The organism is Dyella caseinilytica, assembly GCF_016865235.1.
GTDB lineage: Bacteria > Pseudomonadota > Gammaproteobacteria > Xanthomonadales > Rhodanobacteraceae > Dyella_B > Dyella_B caseinilytica.
Genome location: NZ_CP064030.1, coordinates 1,355,248 through 1,373,130 on the forward strand (window position 1 = coordinate 1,355,248; position 17,883 = coordinate 1,373,130).

General features: G+C 58.6%; 14 protein-coding genes. 9 read left to right on the plus strand and 5 right to left on the minus strand.

What is annotated here, in order from left to right; genetic code table 11:
* Positions 1-429: 429 nt before the first annotated feature.
* The 4 genes from ISN74_RS05800 to ISN74_RS05815 all read left to right on the plus strand — a co-directional run bounded on the left by ISN74_RS05800 (position 430) and on the right by ISN74_RS05815 (position 7,914).
* Complete coding sequence (locus ISN74_RS05800; protein WP_203546710.1) at positions 430-1,494, plus strand: ABC transporter substrate-binding protein; 1,065 nt, start codon at positions 430-432, stop codon at positions 1,492-1,494.
* A 695-nt stretch (positions 1,495-2,189) separates the two neighbouring features.
* On the plus strand, positions 2,190-3,464 hold the full coding sequence (locus ISN74_RS05805) for a TolC family protein (RefSeq protein ID WP_188798264.1): 1,275 nt from the start codon (positions 2,190-2,192) through the stop codon (positions 3,462-3,464).
* The gene (locus tag ISN74_RS05810) at positions 3,461-4,744 is read left to right on the plus strand and encodes an efflux RND transporter periplasmic adaptor subunit (RefSeq protein ID WP_188798266.1); all 1,284 of its coding nucleotides are present in this window, start codon (positions 3,461-3,463) and stop codon (positions 4,742-4,744) included. Before ISN74_RS05805 ends, ISN74_RS05810 begins: the two co-directional genes overlap by 4 nt.
* Complete coding sequence (locus ISN74_RS05815) at positions 4,741-7,914, plus strand: efflux RND transporter permease subunit (RefSeq protein WP_188798267.1); 3,174 nt, start codon at positions 4,741-4,743, stop codon at positions 7,912-7,914. Before ISN74_RS05810 ends, ISN74_RS05815 begins: the two co-directional genes overlap by 4 nt.
* Positions 7,915-7,921: 7 nt before the next feature.
* On the opposite strand, the gene ISN74_RS21100 is transcribed toward ISN74_RS05815, so the two are convergent.
* Together ISN74_RS21100 and ISN74_RS05820 are read right to left on the minus strand one after the other, a co-directional pair.
* Entirely contained in the window at positions 7,922-8,134 is a 213-nt protein-coding gene (locus ISN74_RS21100) for a GDCCVxC domain-containing (seleno)protein (RefSeq protein WP_229679029.1), read from the minus strand.
* Positions 8,135-8,212: 78 nt separating this feature from the next.
* Positions 8,213-9,046 (minus strand): oxidoreductase, encoded by an 834-nt coding sequence (locus tag ISN74_RS05820; protein WP_188798269.1) that lies wholly within the window; start codon positions 9,044-9,046, stop codon positions 8,213-8,215.
* Between the two features lie 115 nt (positions 9,047-9,161).
* On the opposite strand from ISN74_RS05820, the gene ISN74_RS05825 reads away from it, so the two are divergent.
* Positions 9,162-10,124 carry an AraC family transcriptional regulator gene (locus ISN74_RS05825; RefSeq protein ID WP_203546711.1) on the plus strand — a complete coding sequence of 321 codons (963 nt, stop codon included), beginning with the start codon at positions 9,162-9,164 and terminating at the stop codon, positions 10,122-10,124.
* 83 nt (positions 10,125-10,207) lie between these two features.
* On the opposite strand, the gene ISN74_RS05830 is transcribed toward ISN74_RS05825, so the two are convergent.
* Both ISN74_RS05830 and ISN74_RS05835 read right to left on the minus strand, forming a co-directional pair.
* Entirely contained in the window at positions 10,208-11,356 is a 1,149-nt protein-coding gene (locus ISN74_RS05830) for an acyltransferase family protein (protein ID WP_188798271.1), read from the minus strand.
* Between the two features lie 353 nt (positions 11,357-11,709).
* Positions 11,710-12,057: a winged helix-turn-helix transcriptional regulator gene (locus ISN74_RS05835; RefSeq protein WP_188798272.1), complete on the minus strand. Its 348-nt coding sequence runs from the start codon at positions 12,055-12,057 to the stop codon at positions 11,710-11,712.
* An 87-nt stretch (positions 12,058-12,144) separates the two neighbouring features.
* Here ISN74_RS05835 and ISN74_RS05840 point away from each other — a divergent pair, with 87 nt between their 5' ends.
* Both ISN74_RS05840 and ISN74_RS05845 read left to right on the plus strand, forming a co-directional pair.
* Positions 12,145-12,942 (plus strand): SDR family NAD(P)-dependent oxidoreductase, encoded by a 798-nt coding sequence (locus ISN74_RS05840; protein WP_229679030.1) that lies wholly within the window; start codon positions 12,145-12,147, stop codon positions 12,940-12,942.
* 143 nt (positions 12,943-13,085) lie between these two features.
* On the plus strand, positions 13,086-14,198 hold the full coding sequence (locus ISN74_RS05845; protein ID WP_188798275.1) for an NADH:flavin oxidoreductase: 1,113 nt from the start codon (positions 13,086-13,088) through the stop codon (positions 14,196-14,198).
* Between the two features lie 82 nt (positions 14,199-14,280).
* Here ISN74_RS05845 and ISN74_RS05850 read toward each other — a convergent pair whose 3' ends face one another.
* Positions 14,281-16,290, minus strand: coding sequence for a CocE/NonD family hydrolase (locus ISN74_RS05850; protein WP_188798277.1), 2,010 nt, complete (start codon positions 16,288-16,290; stop codon positions 14,281-14,283).
* Positions 16,291-16,574: 284 nt separating this feature from the next.
* On the opposite strand from ISN74_RS05850, the gene ISN74_RS05855 reads away from it, so the two are divergent.
* Positions 16,575-16,943 carry a PadR family transcriptional regulator gene (locus ISN74_RS05855; RefSeq protein WP_188798279.1) on the plus strand — a complete coding sequence of 123 codons (369 nt, stop codon included), beginning with the start codon at positions 16,575-16,577 and terminating at the stop codon, positions 16,941-16,943.
* A complete protein-coding gene (locus ISN74_RS05860) occupies positions 16,940-17,881 on the plus strand; it encodes a sensor domain-containing protein (protein ID WP_188798281.1) in 942 nt (313 codons plus the stop codon). Before ISN74_RS05855 ends, ISN74_RS05860 begins: the two co-directional genes overlap by 4 nt.
* Positions 17,882-17,883: the final 2 nt, after the last annotated feature.

The window sequence follows — 17,883 nt, forward strand, 5'->3', positions numbered from 1 at the left end:
CCGCCAAGGTTTTTCCCTGGCATGCTCGGCATCAGATAGTGGGAATGTGGCGCTCTGTTTGGATGGCCAGGCACGGTCGTTTCGCCGAAGCAGCTACGCTGATAATCAGCGACGTTGGCGCGGGATGCCTGGCTAGGCATTTGAAAATATCGACTTTTTTCTTCACTTTCCGCTCCCTTGTCTCATGCCTGGGTAAGGCGCTTGAGGCGCGCAAGGGCTGTCGGGCGAGACTCAACGTCTGGCCCAACAAAAGGGCTTGCATCTAAACGACGAACGGGAGGTTGGCAAATCGACATCAATGCCATTTGTCGAATTAGTTTCATGCCAAGAGCGACTGCGTGATGGCATCGATGCACAGCAATCACAGGCAAACCATAATCCTTCACAAGGGGACATCAACCGGTGAGTACGTCACAGTCGTCATCTGGAGTGGAACGGATCGACGGAGCATCCGTCCGGATCGGCGCGCTCGTTCCATTGAGCCGGCCCGGCTGGGTCGAAGCGGGCCAGCACTTGCTTGCCGGCCTCGAGCTGGCCGTTCGCGACGTGAACGGCGCCGGCGGAATTTTGGGGAGACCACTCGAACTCATGGTCCGAGACACCGCGGCTGATCCACAGAAAGCCATAGCGGTGGTGGATGAATGGGCTCGCCAGGGTGTGGTGGCGTTGGCGGGGGAGTATCACAGCGTTGTCGCTCGCGCTGCCGCTGCCCGGGCCGATGCCCTTGGTTTGCCATTCCTTTGCTCGTCAGCGGTTCTCGACGCACTCACCGAACAACCAACGGACTGGGTTGCGCGCCTTGCGCCGGCGCAGTCCCACGGTTGGCAGGTCTATGCAGATTTCCTTCTCAGCGAGGGGCACCGTCGAATTGCGGTGGCCATCGAGCCGAGTGTCTATTGGGCATCGGGGACCCGCATTTTGCAGGACTACCTCGCACCACGCGGCGGCACCGTGATCGAACTCGACATGCGCACGCTTGCACCCGATGCCGTGTGCGATGCACTGGTCGACCATCGCGCGACAGCCCTCCTTCTTCTGGTCGGCTATCCAGAGCCGGCGGTGTCGATCGTCAGTTCTGTCCGCCGCGACCCGCGTCTGGCGGAAATACTGATTGGCGCTCCGGCAGGGCAGCCGGAGTTTGCCGAGTGGGCGAGGTTGTTGGGGCATGAAGGCACCTCGATCCCGTTCTTGCGCTACCTGCCGGAGCACTTCAGCCCACTCGGTGTACGAGTCGAAGCGGCGCTCCGCGAGCGACTGGCCGAGGCGCCGTCGTTCGTTGCCTTCGAGGGCTACGACACGATCACTGTCCTCGCTGATGTGCTGCGGTCTGGCCGTGTGGACTGGTCGCGCGTTGTCGTCGAAGGGACCCGGGGGAAGATCCGGTTCTCTCGTGTTGCAGGCATCAGCGTGTGGCAATGGGCTTGGCCGCTGGTTCAGGTCGTTGATCGCGATCCGAATGAACCCGATCGCTTTCGGATCCTTCACGCCGGCTGATAGCGCAAAGGTCCCGTCACACCGGATCCCACATTTGTTTGTACGTGCCTCTAACACTAGGCGTCGCCCGGCCTTACGTGCATGTAACCATTCGCGCTCCTGGGCGAACTTAAGGAAGAGTAAGTCCCCCGCCAGGCTGTAGTACGATCCGCCCCATGACGCACCTGTCCATCCCGAAGCTGGGTCCAACCCGTTGGCGCTTGCGCGATATCCGTCGCGCGCGCTTGACGCGCTGGCTGCTGCTCGGGGGGCTGCTGTTCATGATCGGATTGCAGTCGGCACTTGCCGCTTATGTCTGCACCATGCCGGACGACGCGATGGGTCCGACGATGGCCATGGGCATATTGGCGGCTGACGGGGCCATGGCCTCAACGTGCCCACAGATGAAACATGTAGCCTCGGACCGGGCGTTATGCGCCAGGCACTGTGCGTCCGATGCATCTGCCCCGACTGCGGTTCATCCTCTGTCCGTGCCGCCCAGTGCGCTGGTGGCCTTACCTCCCTTGTTGCCCGCTGCTGTCGCGCTGTCATCGCCGATGACAGCCAACCAAAGACAACGCGATCGTCTTCGAGCGCCACCACCACCGGCAAGCCTCCTGTTCTGCTCCCTGCTGATTTAGCGAGCTGCGCTTCTCATTGAAGCGTCGTCGTGCCCGCCTGGGCGCGATACCTGTCAGCTCCTGGGAGTACCCATCATGTTGTTCTCTCTGTTCACCCGACGCGCGGTGGCGTCGGCATGGGCTGTCGTCCTGGTTTGGGCGACGGTCCCCACTACCTATGCGGCAGATCCGCCGTTGACCCTGCAGGCAGCCGTTCAAGAAGGCATGGACGAAGCGCCCGCACTCATGGCGCATCACGCACACGTTGCGTCGATGCACGAGGAAGCGGTTCGCGCCGGTCGTTTGCCCGATCCCACGCTGAATTTTGGCGTCCAGAATTTTCCCGTCACTGCGCCGGGTGCCTTCAGCGTTCGCTCCGACCCTATGACGATGCGCATGATCGGCGTCACGCAGGCGCTTCCCTCGCGTGCGGCGCGTTCTGCCGATCGCGAAGTGGCGGATGCCGAGATCAAAGCGGCCGATGCGGAAGGCGCCGACACGATTCAGTCGATCCAGCAACATATCGCGGATGCCTGGATTGACCTGTGGGCCGCCCAGCAAAAGCGCGCGCTACTTTCCGAGCTTCATGCCGAAAATGTGTTGGCCGTGCAAATGGCGCAGGCACGATTGAAAGGTGGTGACGGCAGCGCGACCGATGCACTGGCAGCTCGCGCCGAGGCGGCAGGGCTCGACAATCGCCTGGAAGCCGCCGATGCGGATATAGCTGTGGCTCAGGCAGGTTTACAGCGATGGCTGGGACACACCGCTACGGATGTTGGCGACGCACCCGACTTCGGACAGTTGCCGGTCACACCTGAGCATCTGGAGCAAGCCGTCGACCAGCAAGCCCCCATGCAAGTCTGGGAGGCGCGCGAGCAGGTTGCGCAGGCCGCATTGGATCGGGCGCGTGCGACCAAACATCCCGACTGGAGCGTGAGCTTTCTTTACGGTCAACGCGCGGGCCCTCTCTCGGACATGGTGATGGTGGAATTTGGCGTGACATTGCCACTGTTCACGCGCAATCGACAGGATCGGGCCATCAGTGCGAAAGAAGAGCAATGGGAAGCAGCGCAAGACAACCATGAAGACGCGCGTCGCGAACAACGCGCCGTCGTAGCGAGCACTGTCGCGAGTTGGCAGGGCTGGGCCGGTCAGATCCAGCGATATCAGGACACCATGCTCCCCCTTGATCGTGATCGCACGAAAACGGCACTGGCTGCCTACCGCGGTGGTGGTGCATTGCAACCCTGGCTGGATGCCCGTCGTGACGAAATCCAGCTGCGCCTGACCTACGTCGATGCGCTTACGGCACGCGCACGGTTGTGGGCATCGCTGGCCTATCTGTTACCTACGTCGGAGGCCATGCCATGAAGCGTGTGCTGATTACTTCTGCTGCTGCCTTCCTGGCGGCGCTATTGCTTGTTATCGGCTATCTCAGTGGTCGACACACGTCATCGTCTTCCATGCCATCGGTTGCCGCGACATCCAAAATGCAGGACAAAAAAGTTCTGTATTGGTACGACACCATGGTGCCGGATCAGCATTTCAATCATCCTGGGCTGTCGCCCATGGGCATGAAAATGGTGCCCAGGTACGCCGATGAAGGCGCTGACCCGAATGTTATCCGGATTGATCCGGCTACGGTGCAAAACCTTGGCATACGAACGGCTCCTGTGGAGCATCGGGTTTTGGCGTCGGTAAGCCAGGTTCCCGGCACGGTGACCTGGGATCTGCGGCAAGCCTCGACGGTAAGTGCGCGTGTCGATGGCGTTATAAGCCAGCTCTATGTACGCGCTCCGTACACCACCATTACGGCGGGTGAGCCGTTAGCGACCATGTTGGCGCCCGAATGGAATAGCGCGCTCGCTGAGTACAGCGCACTTCAACAAGCACAATCTTCCGATGCCAAAGCATTGCGTGCGGCTGCGCGTCAACGGCTTGATGTCTTGGGGCTGGCCGACGCCGATATCCGAAGTGCTCACGGTGGGTCGAACGGCGGCATAACGCTGCATGCGCTCGCGAGCGGTGTGGTGACCACTTTGGATGTGCGAGAAGGGCAGCGTGTTACTGCAGGTCAGACCTTGATGACCGTCAATGGGCTGTCCACCGTGTGGGTCGAAGCCGCACTTCCCCAAGCCATTGCCGGAACAGTGTGGCACGGCACACCCGTGACCGTGACGGTGGATGCGCTGCCAGGGCATGAATTTCACGGCACCGTGGAAACGTTGCTGCCCGATATCGACGCCATGACACGGACGCAGCGCGCGCGCATTGTGCTGAGCAATGAAGATGGCGCTCTGAGTCCAGGCATGTTTGCTTCGGTGCGCGTTGCACCGGCAAACGGCGAGGCTGTGCCGGTCGTGCCGAGCGATGCGCTCATCACCTCAGGTTCTGAGGCACGCGTGATCGTTGTCGAGGGCAATGGACATTTTCACCCTGTCTCCGTACGAACGGGTCGTTCCTCTGAGGGATACACCGAAATTCTTGCCGGTCTGCAGGGCAACGAAAAGGTCGTGGTGTCCGGTCAATTCCTGATTGATTCGGAAGCAAGTTTGTCCGGTGCGCTCGATCGGCTTGATACGCATCCATCTCGGCCCGCCTCGGCAGCGAGCACATCGATGCCAGCTATGCGCATGGGAGATCAACCATGATTGCCGCGCTGATTCGCGCGGCCATCGCGCACCGTGTGTTTGTGTTGTTGGCCGCTATAGCACTGGCTGCCGTTGGGGTGTATGCCACCACTCACACGCCGATTGATGCGTTACCCGACCTTTCCGATACGCAGGTGATCATCCGTACAACTTGGCCAGGCCAGTCGCCGCAAGTCGTGGAGGATCAAGTCACCTATTCCCTCGCGACGACCATGCTCTCCGTACCCGGCGCCAAGGTGGTGCGCGGTTATTCGTTCTTCGGAGATTCCTATGTCTACGTATTGTTTGACGACAACACGGACCTTTATTGGGCGCGATCACGTGTATTGGAATACCTGAGCCAAGTCCGCAGCAGCCTTCCCAATGGTGTAAATCCCGCCTTGGGTCCCGATGCAACGGGGCTGGGCTGGATCTATGAGTACGCCCTGGTTGATCGCACGGGTAAACACGACCTCGGTCAGTTGCGAGCAATCCAGGACTGGTTTCTCCGCTACCCGTTGAAGACGGTGCCTGACGTTGCCGAAGTGGCCAGTATCGGCGGCATGGAACGCGCCTGGCAGATCGTGCCTGATCCTCAGGCACTGGCCGCGCGCGGCATCACCGTCACCCAACTGGTTGACGCGGTCCGCGCTGCCAACGGCGCGAATGGCGGCTCGGTGATTGAGCAAGGCGAGGCCGAATTGATGGTGCGCAGCGAGGGCTATTTGAAAACGCGCGCCGATTTCGAAAGTGTTCCTATTGTGACCAACAGTGCCGGTACACCCGTGCTGTTACGTGACGTCGCAACGGTACGGCGTGGCCCTACGTTTCGCCGTGGTATTGCGGAGCTGGATGGTCAGGGCGAAGTGGCTGGCGGTGTGATCGTGCTGCGCTCGGGGAAGAATGCGCGAGCCGCCATTGCTGCCGTGAAGGCAAAGCTGGCCGAACTTCAGCGTAGTCTGCCCGCGGGTGTAGAGATTGTGCCGACTTACGACCGGTCGCAGCTGATCGATGCAGCGGTAGAGAATGTGTGGGGCAAGTTGCTCGAAGAGTTTCTAGTCGTCGCGCTGGTTTGCGCATTGTTCCTGGGCCACCTGCGATCGGCTTTCGTTGCCGTTATCACGCTCCCGTTAGGCGTGCTGGCCGCGTTCATCGTGATGAACCTGCAAGGTGTATCGGCCAACTTGATGTCGCTGGGCGGCATTGCGATCGCCATCGGTGCGATGGTGGATGCGGCCATCGTGATGATCGAGAACACACACAAGCATCTGGAACATTGGCGTGACGTGCACGAAGGGCAGGAGCCGCAAGGGGCAACACGCTGGGAACTTGTAGCGGAATCGGCGGCTGAAGTGGGGCCGGCACTGTTCATCAGCCTTCTGATCATTGCGCTGTCGTTTGTGCCGGTGTTTGCGCTGCAGGGACAGGAAGGCAAGCTATTCAAACCGCTCGCGTTCACAAAGACCTACGCGATGGCGGCGGCAGCGGGATTAGCCATTACCTTGGTACCGGTATTGATGGGCTATCTCGTGCGAGGCCGTATTCGCCATGAGAACGAAAACCCGCTTAACCGCGCACTGATGGCACTGTATCGGCCAATTCTAGATACGGTGCTGCGCTATCCAAAGACCACGCTTGCGCTGGCCGGTGTGCTACTGCTCAGTGCAGCGATACCCATGAGCCAGTTAGGCAGCGAGTTCATGCCTCCCATGGATGAAGGTACCTTGTTGTACATGCCGACGGCACTGACGGGGCTGTCTGCGGACAAGGCCTCGCAGCTGTTGCAGCTCACCGACCGCATGATCAAGACAGTTCCGGAAGTCGATCATGTTTTCGGCAAGGCCGGACGCGCGGAAAGCGCAACCGATCCGGCACCCCTGGAGATGTTCGAAACCACGATCACCTTCAAGCCCAAGGATCAATGGCGTCCGGGGATGACCATGGCCAAGATCGAGGCCGAGTTGGATAAGGCAGTGCGCGTCCCCGGCCTGACCAATCTCTTCGTGCCGCCGATTCGCAACCGCATCGACATGCTATCCACAGGCATCAAAAGCCCGATCGGCATCAAGGTGCTAGGTACGGATTTGATGACCCTTCAAACCGTGGCAGATCGCATCGAAACCGTGGCCAAGACCGTGCCGGGTGTGAGTTCTGCGATTGCGGAGCGTCCAACCAGTGGCCGTTACATCGATGTGCATATCCGGCGGGATGCCGCTGCACGCTATGGGTTGACGCAGGACCAGATACAGCAGCTCATCGCCACGGTGGTTGGTGGTGATCCCATTGGGCAAACGGTCGAAGGTCGGGAACGTTATCCCATCGTCGTCCGCTACCCGCGCCTTGAGCGTGATTCGGTCGAAGCGTTGCGAGAGTTGCTCATTCTCGCCAACGGAACACAGCTCACTCTGGCTCAGGTTGCCGATGTCACTCTGGATGCGGGGCCGTCTATGCTGAAAAGCGAGAATGGTCAGCTGGCGACGTACGTCTATGTGGATACATCTGGCAGCGACCTAGGGACGGTGGTGAGCCGGCTGGAACACACTGTGGCTCAACAAGTTTCGTTGCCGCCCGGTGTGACCATCGCCTGGTCGGGACAGTTCGAGTATTTGGCCAGCGCGATGGAGCGTTTAAAGCTGGTTGTGCCTGCGGCTCTGGCGATCATCTTCGTGCTGATCTATGTGGTGTTTCGTCGCGCCAGCGAAGCGGCCATGATCATGGCCAGTGTGCCGCTTGCGCTGGTAGGCGGCCTTTGGCTGATCTGGTGGCTGGGTCACGCGGTATCGGTAGCGACAATGATCGGCTTTATCGCACTCAGCGGTGTGGCTGCCGAATTCGGCGTGGTGATGTTGCTGTATCTTCGCCAAGCTTGGGATCGACAGCTTGAACACAATCCTCAGGCGGGATTCGCCGAGCTCGACGCGGCGATCCGCGAAGGTGCGGTGCAGCGCGTACGACCTAAGGCGATGACGGTGGCGGTAATCCTGGCAGGCTTGTTTCCAATTCTGTTTGGTCATGGCGCCGGATCGGAGGTGATGCAACGCATTGCAGCGCCCATGATCGGCGGCATGCTTACTGCGCCCTTGCTATCCATGGTGGTACTGCCGGCGGCGTTCCGCCTTTTGATTCTCTATCGAATGAAGAAGATACATCGAGCGAACGCTTTGCTCCAGCCTCACCGACAGGAAAGATGACACCCACTTAATCGCAGCAGGGCCGTTCCTGCTGCTTTGGTGGACATGGCACGGTGCCATAGGAGCAGAACACACAACAGTCCCCAGGCTTTGGTCGGATGACTTCGCCGCATCCTCGACAGTCATACAGAAACCAGCATGCATCGGTGGGCATCGTTTCCGTCGATCGATGCCCACAGAGCGGGCATGTCACGCTGCTTTGCAGGATAGGTTCGAACACGGGTGTTTTCTCCTCGCCGCTAACGGAAAACCGGGACAAAATAGCAGGTCAGCGCCTTGGAATGGCAAAGCAACTGCATCAACCATCCGTCGAACGCGTGACTGTTTCCCAAGCGTTGATGTCTTTCGCGAGCGCTGACAGCTTGGTGCGTACCAGGTGTAGCGCATCGCTGCCCAGCAGCAGATGTGCAGGAGGCGTTTCGCTCGTCATCAAGGCGAGCATGGCGCGTGCAGCCTTTGTTGGATCGCCAAGTTGCTTGCCGCTGTTCTCTTCACGAGCCTTCCGGATGGGATCGAACAGTGCATCGTAATCAGGTATGGAGCGGGGCGTACGAACCATCGAGCGGCCCGCCCAATCGGTGCGAAATGAGCCCGGTGCCACCGCCGTCACTGCAATACCAAACGGTTTAACCTCCTTGCTAAGCACCTCAGATATCCCTTCCAGTGCGAACTTGCTACCGCAGTAGTAGGCGATGCCAGGCATGGTGATAAACCCGCCCATCGAAGTGATATTGAGGATGTGCCCCCGTCGACGCTTGCGCATGTAAGGCAATACGGCTTTCATCATCGCGACGGCGCCGAACACGTTCACGTCGAACTGTTTGCGCATCTCGGCCAGTGGGGATTCTTCCAACACGCCTTCGTGGCCGTATCCGGCATTGTTAACGAGCACGTCCACCGGCCCGACATTTGCTTCGATTTCGGCGACAACGCCATCAATGGCTTCGAAGTCGGTGACATCCAATACACGACCTACGGACCTGGCCGGGGCAAGTGCTTCGAAATCTCGTCTTGTCTGTTCGCTTCGCACCGTTCCGACCACGCAATGACCGGCCGCGAGTGCTTCATGCGCCAGTGTGCGGCCGAAACCGCTGCTGACGCCGGTAATGAGCAGAATCTTGGTGGATGACACGGGAGCACCCCACTGGAGAAGTAAGAGAAGGTTGCACAGTACTCTTTTACACTTGGATCATTACGACCATATATTCTATTTTTATTGCCTATTCCTATGACCTAGATGAAGCCTCATGAAAACGTCTGGCCGCGACCGGAGTCTCCCAGGGGACGATCAGCAACAGATGGTGGCGTTGCTTCGGGCCCTGGCTCCCGAGCAGGGATACAACCTGACCGTGTTGCCGGATGTGCGCATCCTGCGTTCGGATCGCGCCTTGTCCCGCACCCCCGTTCTCTACGATCCAGGCATCGTGATCGTCTGCCAGGGACGCAAGCGGGGTTACTTCGGCGATCAGGTTTATCTGTATGACGAGCAGCACTACTTGGCCGTCGCCGTGCCGGTGCCTTTCACCATGGAAACCGACGCGACGCCGGAACACCCGTTGCTGGCCATTTACATGCACCTGGATTTTCGGGTCGCCGCAGAACTGATGATTCAGATCGATCGCGAACGCATGCCGGCGCAAAGCGGTGCACCACAAAGCATGATGTCCAGCCTAATGGATACCGCGCTGCGGACCTCAGTGCTGCGTTTTCTGGAGGCGATGAACAAGCCGCTTGATGCTGCAATCCTCGGTCCTTCGCTAGTGCGCGAATTGTATTTTCGCGTGCTCACCGGTGCGCAGGGCAATGCAATGCGCGCGGCTTTAGCTATGCAAGGGCAATTTGGCAAGATCGGAAAGGCGCTGCGTCGCATCCATGCCACCTATGCGCAACCACTCGACCTCTCGCAGCTAGCCAACGAGGCCGGTATGAGTGTGCCCACGTTTCACAGTCACTTTAAGGCCATTACACGCACCTCGCCCATGCAGTACGTGAAATCCACGCGCTTGCATCAGGCGAGGTTGCTGATGGTGCGCCAAGGCATGACAGCGGAAGCGGCCAGTCATGCCGTGGGTTATGCAAGCCCGTCGCAGTTCAATCGTGAATTCAAGCGACTTTTCGGGCTGACGCCTGCAGCAGAAACAAAACGCATGCTGGAAAGCTTTGCCATGCCGCCTGCGCATGCAGCATCGGATTACGTCTCATCGCACTGAAGAAGCCATGCCAATTAGGGTTTCCTAAGTCAGCTCATTGATAAGCTTAGGGGTGAGTGATGGGCCGTATATGGGCGTCGTTCTCAAACTGTGCGCTGCAAAAACTTTTTGCTAAGCCAGCGTCGTACTGGCTCGTCGTAAAGTTTTAAGCTGGCATAAGCCATGGCGATGGCGGCTACTGCAACGAGAAGCGCGGGGACAACACCTTGGGCGCCAGTAGGGTTGCTTCGTGCGATCCATCCGGTATAGATGTAGATCAAGGGATAGTGGGTGATATAGAGCGGAAAGGAGAGGTCGCCGAAGAACCGAGCGACACGTATTGAGAAACCGTCGACCCGCTTTTCGCCTGCTCCCACCGCCACAATGATGGGAAACACAAAGATGACGCACAGTGATTCATAGACGCCATTCATCCAGTGGTGCTCAGTGCCACCAAATCGTGGCAGTGAAAGCGCAATAATCAATAGCAGGCTCGCGACGCCGAACGCGTTCTTCACCTGAATGCGTGCTCCCAATCGACAGAGGAGGATGCCGGCGAAGAACGGAAAAAGAAGCCGGGCGAAGCCGATGTGCAATTGGGTTGTATCAAGGGACCATCCGCCGATGAGGTCTCCGCGATCGCCAAATACCGCTAACTGCACGAGCAGTAGTGCAGCGAGGAAGACGAAAACGCTCAAAGCGGTCTTCGAGAGCTTGCGCAAGCCCACCGCATACAGAATGTTAGCGATGTATTCGAAAAACAACGACCATGCCGGGCCATCCAGCGGATGCATTTCCTGCCAGCCGCGAATGTCCATGGAGATAGGAAGGGGAAGCAGCGTGCATCCCACCACCATGACCAACAGCATCTTCCAGACTGGGGTTTCAGCGATCAGGGGAAATGCTGGGCCCGCTTGAAAGTAGAACAGCGCCGCGCCAATGAGACTTCCCATGATGACCATCGGCTGCAATCGGATGAGTCGTCGCTTGTAGAAGTCCCACTGCGTTATGCGGGTCCAACGTTCGTCGTATGCATAAGCGATGACGAACCCCGAGAGCATGAAGAAAAAGTCGACGGCGAGATACCCGTGATTGATGATTTGCTTCGTAGCATCATCGTGCGAGAACGGCTCGAAAAGGTGGAAAGCCAACACCATAAGCGAAGCGATGCCGCGTAAGCCATCCAGGACGACATAGTGATTCTTTGCGGGCGTGATGATCGTGGTTGGCGTGGCAATTGAGGCAGTATCCATTGTTTCCGTTCATCGCTCGTTGAATTCAAAGGTTCGCTGGGCAAAGTATGCGCAATACAGGTGTCATATATACGTACTTTGTTGACTAATGAATAGCAGCGTATGTGCGCGTCCAATTAAAACAGATGCTTAGTGAGTTGTGCTTACTGGGTGCGCCTTGTGATGGGGTTTTAGGGACGATTTTAAGTGGCCCTAGTGAGCAGACCTTCGTCTGAAAAAAGCGAAAGCCACTGCGGCGTCTTATTCGATCGACAAAAGCAGGCCCGTACAGGACGTTGAGCAGTGACAAGTGCAGTGTTTATGCGGTCGTTAACTTTACATTTGGGCCAGTCGCTGCGGGCATGCAGGATTGTCTAGGCGACATCCTTCTGTGTGGGCAAGTTGCCAATCCGCTTCATGTGTTTTGCTCCCCATTCGCACAGAGGCTGCAGTACTTCCCGAAGCTCCGTACCGAAGGGCGTTAAGGAATATTCGACGCGCGGCGGGACCTCATGGAAATCCTTCCGCTTCACGATACCGTCCAGTTCCATTTCCTTAAGTTCCTGTATCAGCATTTTTTCGCTGATACCGACGACGACTCTCTTCAATTCACCAAAACGCCGGGCATCTTGGCCAATCCCCCACAGGATAAGGCACTTCCACTTGCCGCCGATGATGGCGAGGGAAGCCTCTAAACCACAACTATAAATTTTCTTTTTCATGGCGTTTTGTCTCTCTCACTTACCAAAAAGTAGGTATCACTTACTAAAAGGTAGGTACTTGTCAATACTATACCTTTGGTCTGAAATGTGCCGGCACAAACCAAACGTCTAGTACTAGACATTAATGCGGCGAGAACAATCATGTCACAAGAACTTGCAGGAAAAGTAGCTGTTATCAGCGGCGGGACGACCGGCATCGGCCTGGCGACTGCCCGGCGATTCGCTGCCGAGGGCGCGCACGTCTTTATCTTTGGCCGTCGGAAAGCGCAGCTCGATGAAGCTGCCCAACTGATTGCACACAACGTTACCGCTATTCAGGCTGATGCGGCGGATCTCAATGACCTCGACCACGTCGCTGCAACGGTGAAGGCAGAAAAGGGTGTCGTGGACATCATCGTGTCGAACGCGGGATATACGGAACAGGCTTCCATCGACACCATCACACCCGAGCATTTCGACAAGGCATTCAACCTGATGGCTCGCGGTCCCGTCTTCCTGGTGCAGAAGTTGTTACCGATGATGACGGGTGCTGGCTCGATCATCCTGATCTCGTCGGCCATGCACCTCATGGGCATTCCTGGTCATACCGCCTACGCCGCGACGAAGGCAGCGTTGCGTTCTTATGCCCGCACATGGGCTGCAGAATTCAAGGATCGCGGCATTCGCGTCAACATGCTTAGCCCTGGCGTCACCGACACGCCGATTCTCGATGCTCAGTCGGCGTCTCGTGAGGATCTGGTGACGATGTATCAAAGCATGGTTCCCATGGGACGACTCGCTCGGGCCGAGGAAATTGCCAACGCGGCACTCTTCCTGGCGTCGGACCAGAGTTCGTATGTGACGGGGGCAGATCTGATGGCTGATGGTGGTGTCGGCCAAGTCTGAGTTTCTTCACTCAACCGAAGAGAGAAGGCCGTTTGTGACCGGCATGGTGGTTGACGGAGGCCACGCGCAGGTCTGAGACCGGCGGTGGCCCACCTGAATCGACGCGCCCTAATCAACGACCTCTCGCAACGCGGAGATATCCTATGTCCCATCTCAACGCTCTGTTCAAACCCTACCGGTTGAACGCTCTCAACCTACCGAACCGCGTCGTCATGGCGCCGATGACTCGCTCCATGTCTCCGGGTGGCGTGCCGACCGTCGAGGTTGCCAGCTACTATCGTCGCCGCGCGGAACATGGCGTCGGTCTCATCATCACGGAGGGAACCGGGATCGGCCGCGCGGCCGCACTCAACGAACCTGACATGCCTCACTTCCATGGTGAGGTGGCGCTCGCTGGATGGAAGAGAGTGGTTGACGAAGTTCATGCGGTGGGTGGACGCATCGTGCCTCAGTTGGTTCATGTGGGGCATAAGCGATCGGCCTCGGTACCGGACTGGACACCACCGGCGCCCTATGAAAGTCCCTCGGGGCTCTCAGTGACAGGCGATCCTGTGGGTCGGTCAATGAGCGAAGCGGATGTGGCCGACACTATCGATGCCTTCGCGCGTGCAGCGTCGGATGCCGAGCGGCTCGGGTTCGACGGAATAGAGCTGATGGGTGCGCACGGCTATCTCCTCAATCAGTTCTTCTATGACCATCTCAACTTGCGCAATGATCGCTACGGTGGCGCGACGCTCGTCGAGCGCTCACGCTTCGTGGTCGAGATTCTGAAGGCAGTTCGGTCGGTGGTTAGTTCCGGTTTCCCGGTGATTCTCCGCCTGTCGCAGTGGAAACCAAAAGACTTCAGTGCGCGGCTCGCAGAGACGCCGAAAGCGCTGGAAAAGTGGCTTGGCTTACTCGTCGAAGCGGGTGTGGACGCTTTCCATCTCTCGCAGCAAAAATTCTGGTTGCCTGCCTTCCCTGAGATCGATGGGGAGCTGAACTTTGCCGGTTGGGCGAAGAAGCTCACAGGTGTGACTGCGATTACCGTCGGCGCCGTCGGCCTGTCCGGCGACGTCTATGAATCCCTCGGGGGCAAGAGCGCCCAATCCACGCCGCTGGATGGACTGCTCGCGCGGCTGGAGCGCGGCGAGTTCGATCTGGTAGCAGTCGGACGCGCGTTGCTCCAGGACCCTGCCTGGCTTGAGAAGGTGCGCAACGGTCGTGTCGACGAGATTGCCGACTTCACGCCAGCCGCTTTTGCCACCCTGAGCTAATCATAGTGGGCGCTCGGTCTGGTGTTGAAGCTGAAGCACCGTACGCCCGAAGATCCTCCACCCGGAATCGTATCGATTGGCCTCAATCGGATTTGCGCGTTTCTCCGTCAGCCACGGGCTCGCTGTTCGGCACCACCGTAATGGTGATCTTGGACGGATGCTGGCTGTCGTGATAGATGGCGTTGTGGGCGATCACACCTCTGTCTTCGTCGTAGTTGTTGCCACCGGTGTTGAGGTTGCGGTCGAAGCGCGGGAAGTTGCTGCTGGAGACATCGACCCGCAGCTTGTGGCCGGGACGGAAGTAGTAGCTGGTATCAATCGGCTGGAAAGTGACCTTGTAGACCTGCCCCGGCGACATCCACGCCAGTGGCTTGTCATAGCCATTGCGGTAGCGCATGCGCTGGATGTTCTCGGTGATGTTGAAGGCGCGGCCGTCGGGATACACGTCGCTCACCTTAAAGGTGAAATCGGTGTCCTTTGCGCTGGAGGAAACATATAAGGTCACGGTGATCGGTCCGCTCACCTCGGTGTCCTGCTTGAAGGGTTCGGAATCGTAGACCAGGATGTCGTTGCGCGTTTCCTGCGGGCGTTGGTCGTAGGAGCCGAATTTTACCGCGGTGCCCTGGCAGCAACCGCCGCCGCCGAAGGTGGGGACGGGGTTGGCGGGATCATAGACGAACTGGTCGGGATGATCCGTGTCAGGCGCGGTGGCAACAAGCTTGCCGTTACCGTAAAGCGTGTTGGCCTGCCCGCCGCTGGTGAAGTAGAGATCTTGCGTGATGGCGCCCGCCGGCGGCCAGGTGTCGGTTTTCTCCCAGCGATTCGCACCCATCACGTAGTACATGACTTTGGGCTGCTTATCGAGCACGGGGCTGTCTTCGCCCTTGAGAAAATGATCGAACCAGCCGTAGACGAGATCGTTGTAGTCGAAGCGTGCATCGCCCACATCGAGGTCGCCGATCATGGTGTTCTCGGTGGCGCGCGTGTACGCGCAATGCAGTACCGGTGCAATCACTGCGTATTGCTGATCCGCGATGGCTTTTGGCGCTGTATGGCGGACTTCGTTATAAGCGGCTAGGTTGGGTGATACCGATACGTCAAACCAGCTCATGAACCACAGCCCGGGCTTGCTGATCTTCATGTTCTCGTGCCAGAGACCGCCCTTGTACCAGGCAGGATCGTTGGGTGCGCGAGCAATCATGTTGCCGCCGGTAGCAACCGGCATGTGCGTCTCGAAGATACCTGGGGGACCACCTACAGCCTTGATCATGTCCTTCTCAGGCAGGTACCAGAACGCCTTGTCCCAATCGACCGGCGGCATCTGCGGATTCAAGTCGAAGTAGTGCGAGGCATTGATCAGCTCTGCCTGCGAGGTATCGGACGGGAACATGGGCCGTACCTGGTTCTGAATACCGTAATCGTAGATCCAGGAAATAAACAGCATCTGCACCGCGCCGCCGCGGTACCAGTTGCCTTGCTCATAATACGGACCGACATGGCCGACACCGGCACCGAAACCCTGCACGTTGAAAGTGGCCAGCGAAGGATTATTCTGCGCCACCACCGCCAGCTGCCATTCCGCCGTCGACGAACATCCGGTGGTGCCGACCTTGCCGTTGGACCAAGGCTGCGAGGACATCCACTTGAGTTCGTCACTGCCGTCGCTCAACGGCATACCGAGAATGTCGTAATTGCCTTGCGAGAAGAAGTGTCCGCGCTCCTGCATCTCGACATAGGCGTACCCACGTTTGACCGCCTCGAGTTCGCGACTCATATCACGCGGCGCACCAAGCTTCACATCCCAGAAATTAAAGTTGTAGGGCGTCCGCGAAAAAATCACCGGCACCTTGCCCGCACCTTTGGGGCGATAGACGTCGGCCGCCATCAGCTTGCCGTCGCGCATCTTCACCATCACCTTGCGGTCGATCACCGCCACCCATTCCAGCTCCTTTTCGATGGTATTACGCTTGGCGATCAGTTCTGCCTGAGGGTCCGGTTTCTGTTGCGCGGCGGCCGGGTTGGCCACCAGCAGCGACAGTCCGAACGAAGCCAACGCACCGGCGAAGGCAGAAGCCAGCTGGGTGAGGCGCATGGATGTATCCCCTGGAAGTTGTTTTCCGAGTGTCAGGTAGCTGGCCGCCAGAGGAAACCATGACTAAGGGCATATAGGTCGTTTGCATTCGCGGGGTCTCAGCGCTCGCGACGTCGGCAGATACCAAAATATGTGCCCCTCCGACACCATAGTTTGTACACGCGCACAGACTTTGATGTCGTGCCCACGCGCTTTCTTGTACCCACCCATGACTTCAGGCCCATGAGCTAGTGTGAACTTCACACTACAGTTCACTCCAACATAAGTGGAAGAGCGGGTCAGCTATGGACGATAGCGCGGGCCAACTCAAGAAATTTCAGAAAGAGCTGTCCAGCGGCACGGTTTCGCTGGTGCTGCTGGCCGTGCTGGGGCAGTCGCGGCAGGCACTTTATGGCTACCAGATTGCCAAGCGGCTGGAAGAATTGGGGGAGGCCGGGGTGCTGGCAGGCAAGCAGAGCGCGCTGTATCCGGTGCTGCGCAACCTGGAGGGCAACGGCTTGCTGGATAGCGAGGTGGAGCCGTCGGTGAGCGGGCCGCCGCGACGTTATTACCGCATTACGAAACTGGGGCGCGAAGTGTTGCGCGAATGGGTTGCGGCGTGGGAGGCCACGCGTGATTCGGTCGACAAGGTTCTGCAGGGAGAATGGCGATGACGACAGACTCAACGGGAACGCCGCGTACGATTGCGGAGTACCTGGATCAATTGCGCGCAGCATTGCGCGGCGCAGATCCTGCTTTGATCCAGGATGCACTGTATGACGCCGAAGAGCATCTGCGCGCCGAACTGGCTGAGCAGCCGGGGCGCAGCGAGGCGGATATGCTGGCCAGGGTGGTGGGCAGTTACGGTGCGCCGGAGGAAGTGGCGGAGATCTACCGCGACCAGGAAGTAAAGATTCAGCGCGCCATGCGGCCGCCATTGCCGCCGAAACGCCGCTCCACGGTTGGTCGGTTCTTCGGCGTGGCAGCGGATCCGCGCACTTATTCGGCGCTGTTTTACATGCTGTTGTCGCTCGCTACCGGTGTTTTCTATTTCGCCTGGGCGACAACCGGTATTTCGTTGTCGTTTGGGTTGGCTGTGCTGATTATCGGCATTCCATTTATCGTGTTGTTCTTCGGCTCGGTGCGCGTGCTCTCACTGGTCGAGGGGCGCATGGTGGAGTCGATGCTTGGCGTACGTATGCCGCGGCGCCCGTCGTTTTCCACGCGCGGCATGTCGCTTTGGAAGCGTATTGGCACCATGTTCAGCGATCCGCGCAGCTGGAGCACGTTGTTCTACATGCTGATGATGCTGCCGTTGGGCATCGTCTACTTCACCTTTACGGTGACGCTGATCGCCGTTTCATTGGCCTTTACGTTGGCGCCGCTGATCAAACTGGTCGCAGTAGCATCCGGCATTCACGATACCTGTGATGATGGGCCGGCCTGGGTCTGCAACGGCGTGCTGTGGCTGGATGGCTGGCCGGGTTCGTTCGTCCTGTGCATCCTGGGCGTGCTGTTGTTGTTCACGACGCTGCATATCGTGCGTGGCCTGGGGCATATGCACGGTTTGATGGCCAAGCATCTGCTGGTTACCGGAACGGCAAAGGAGTGATC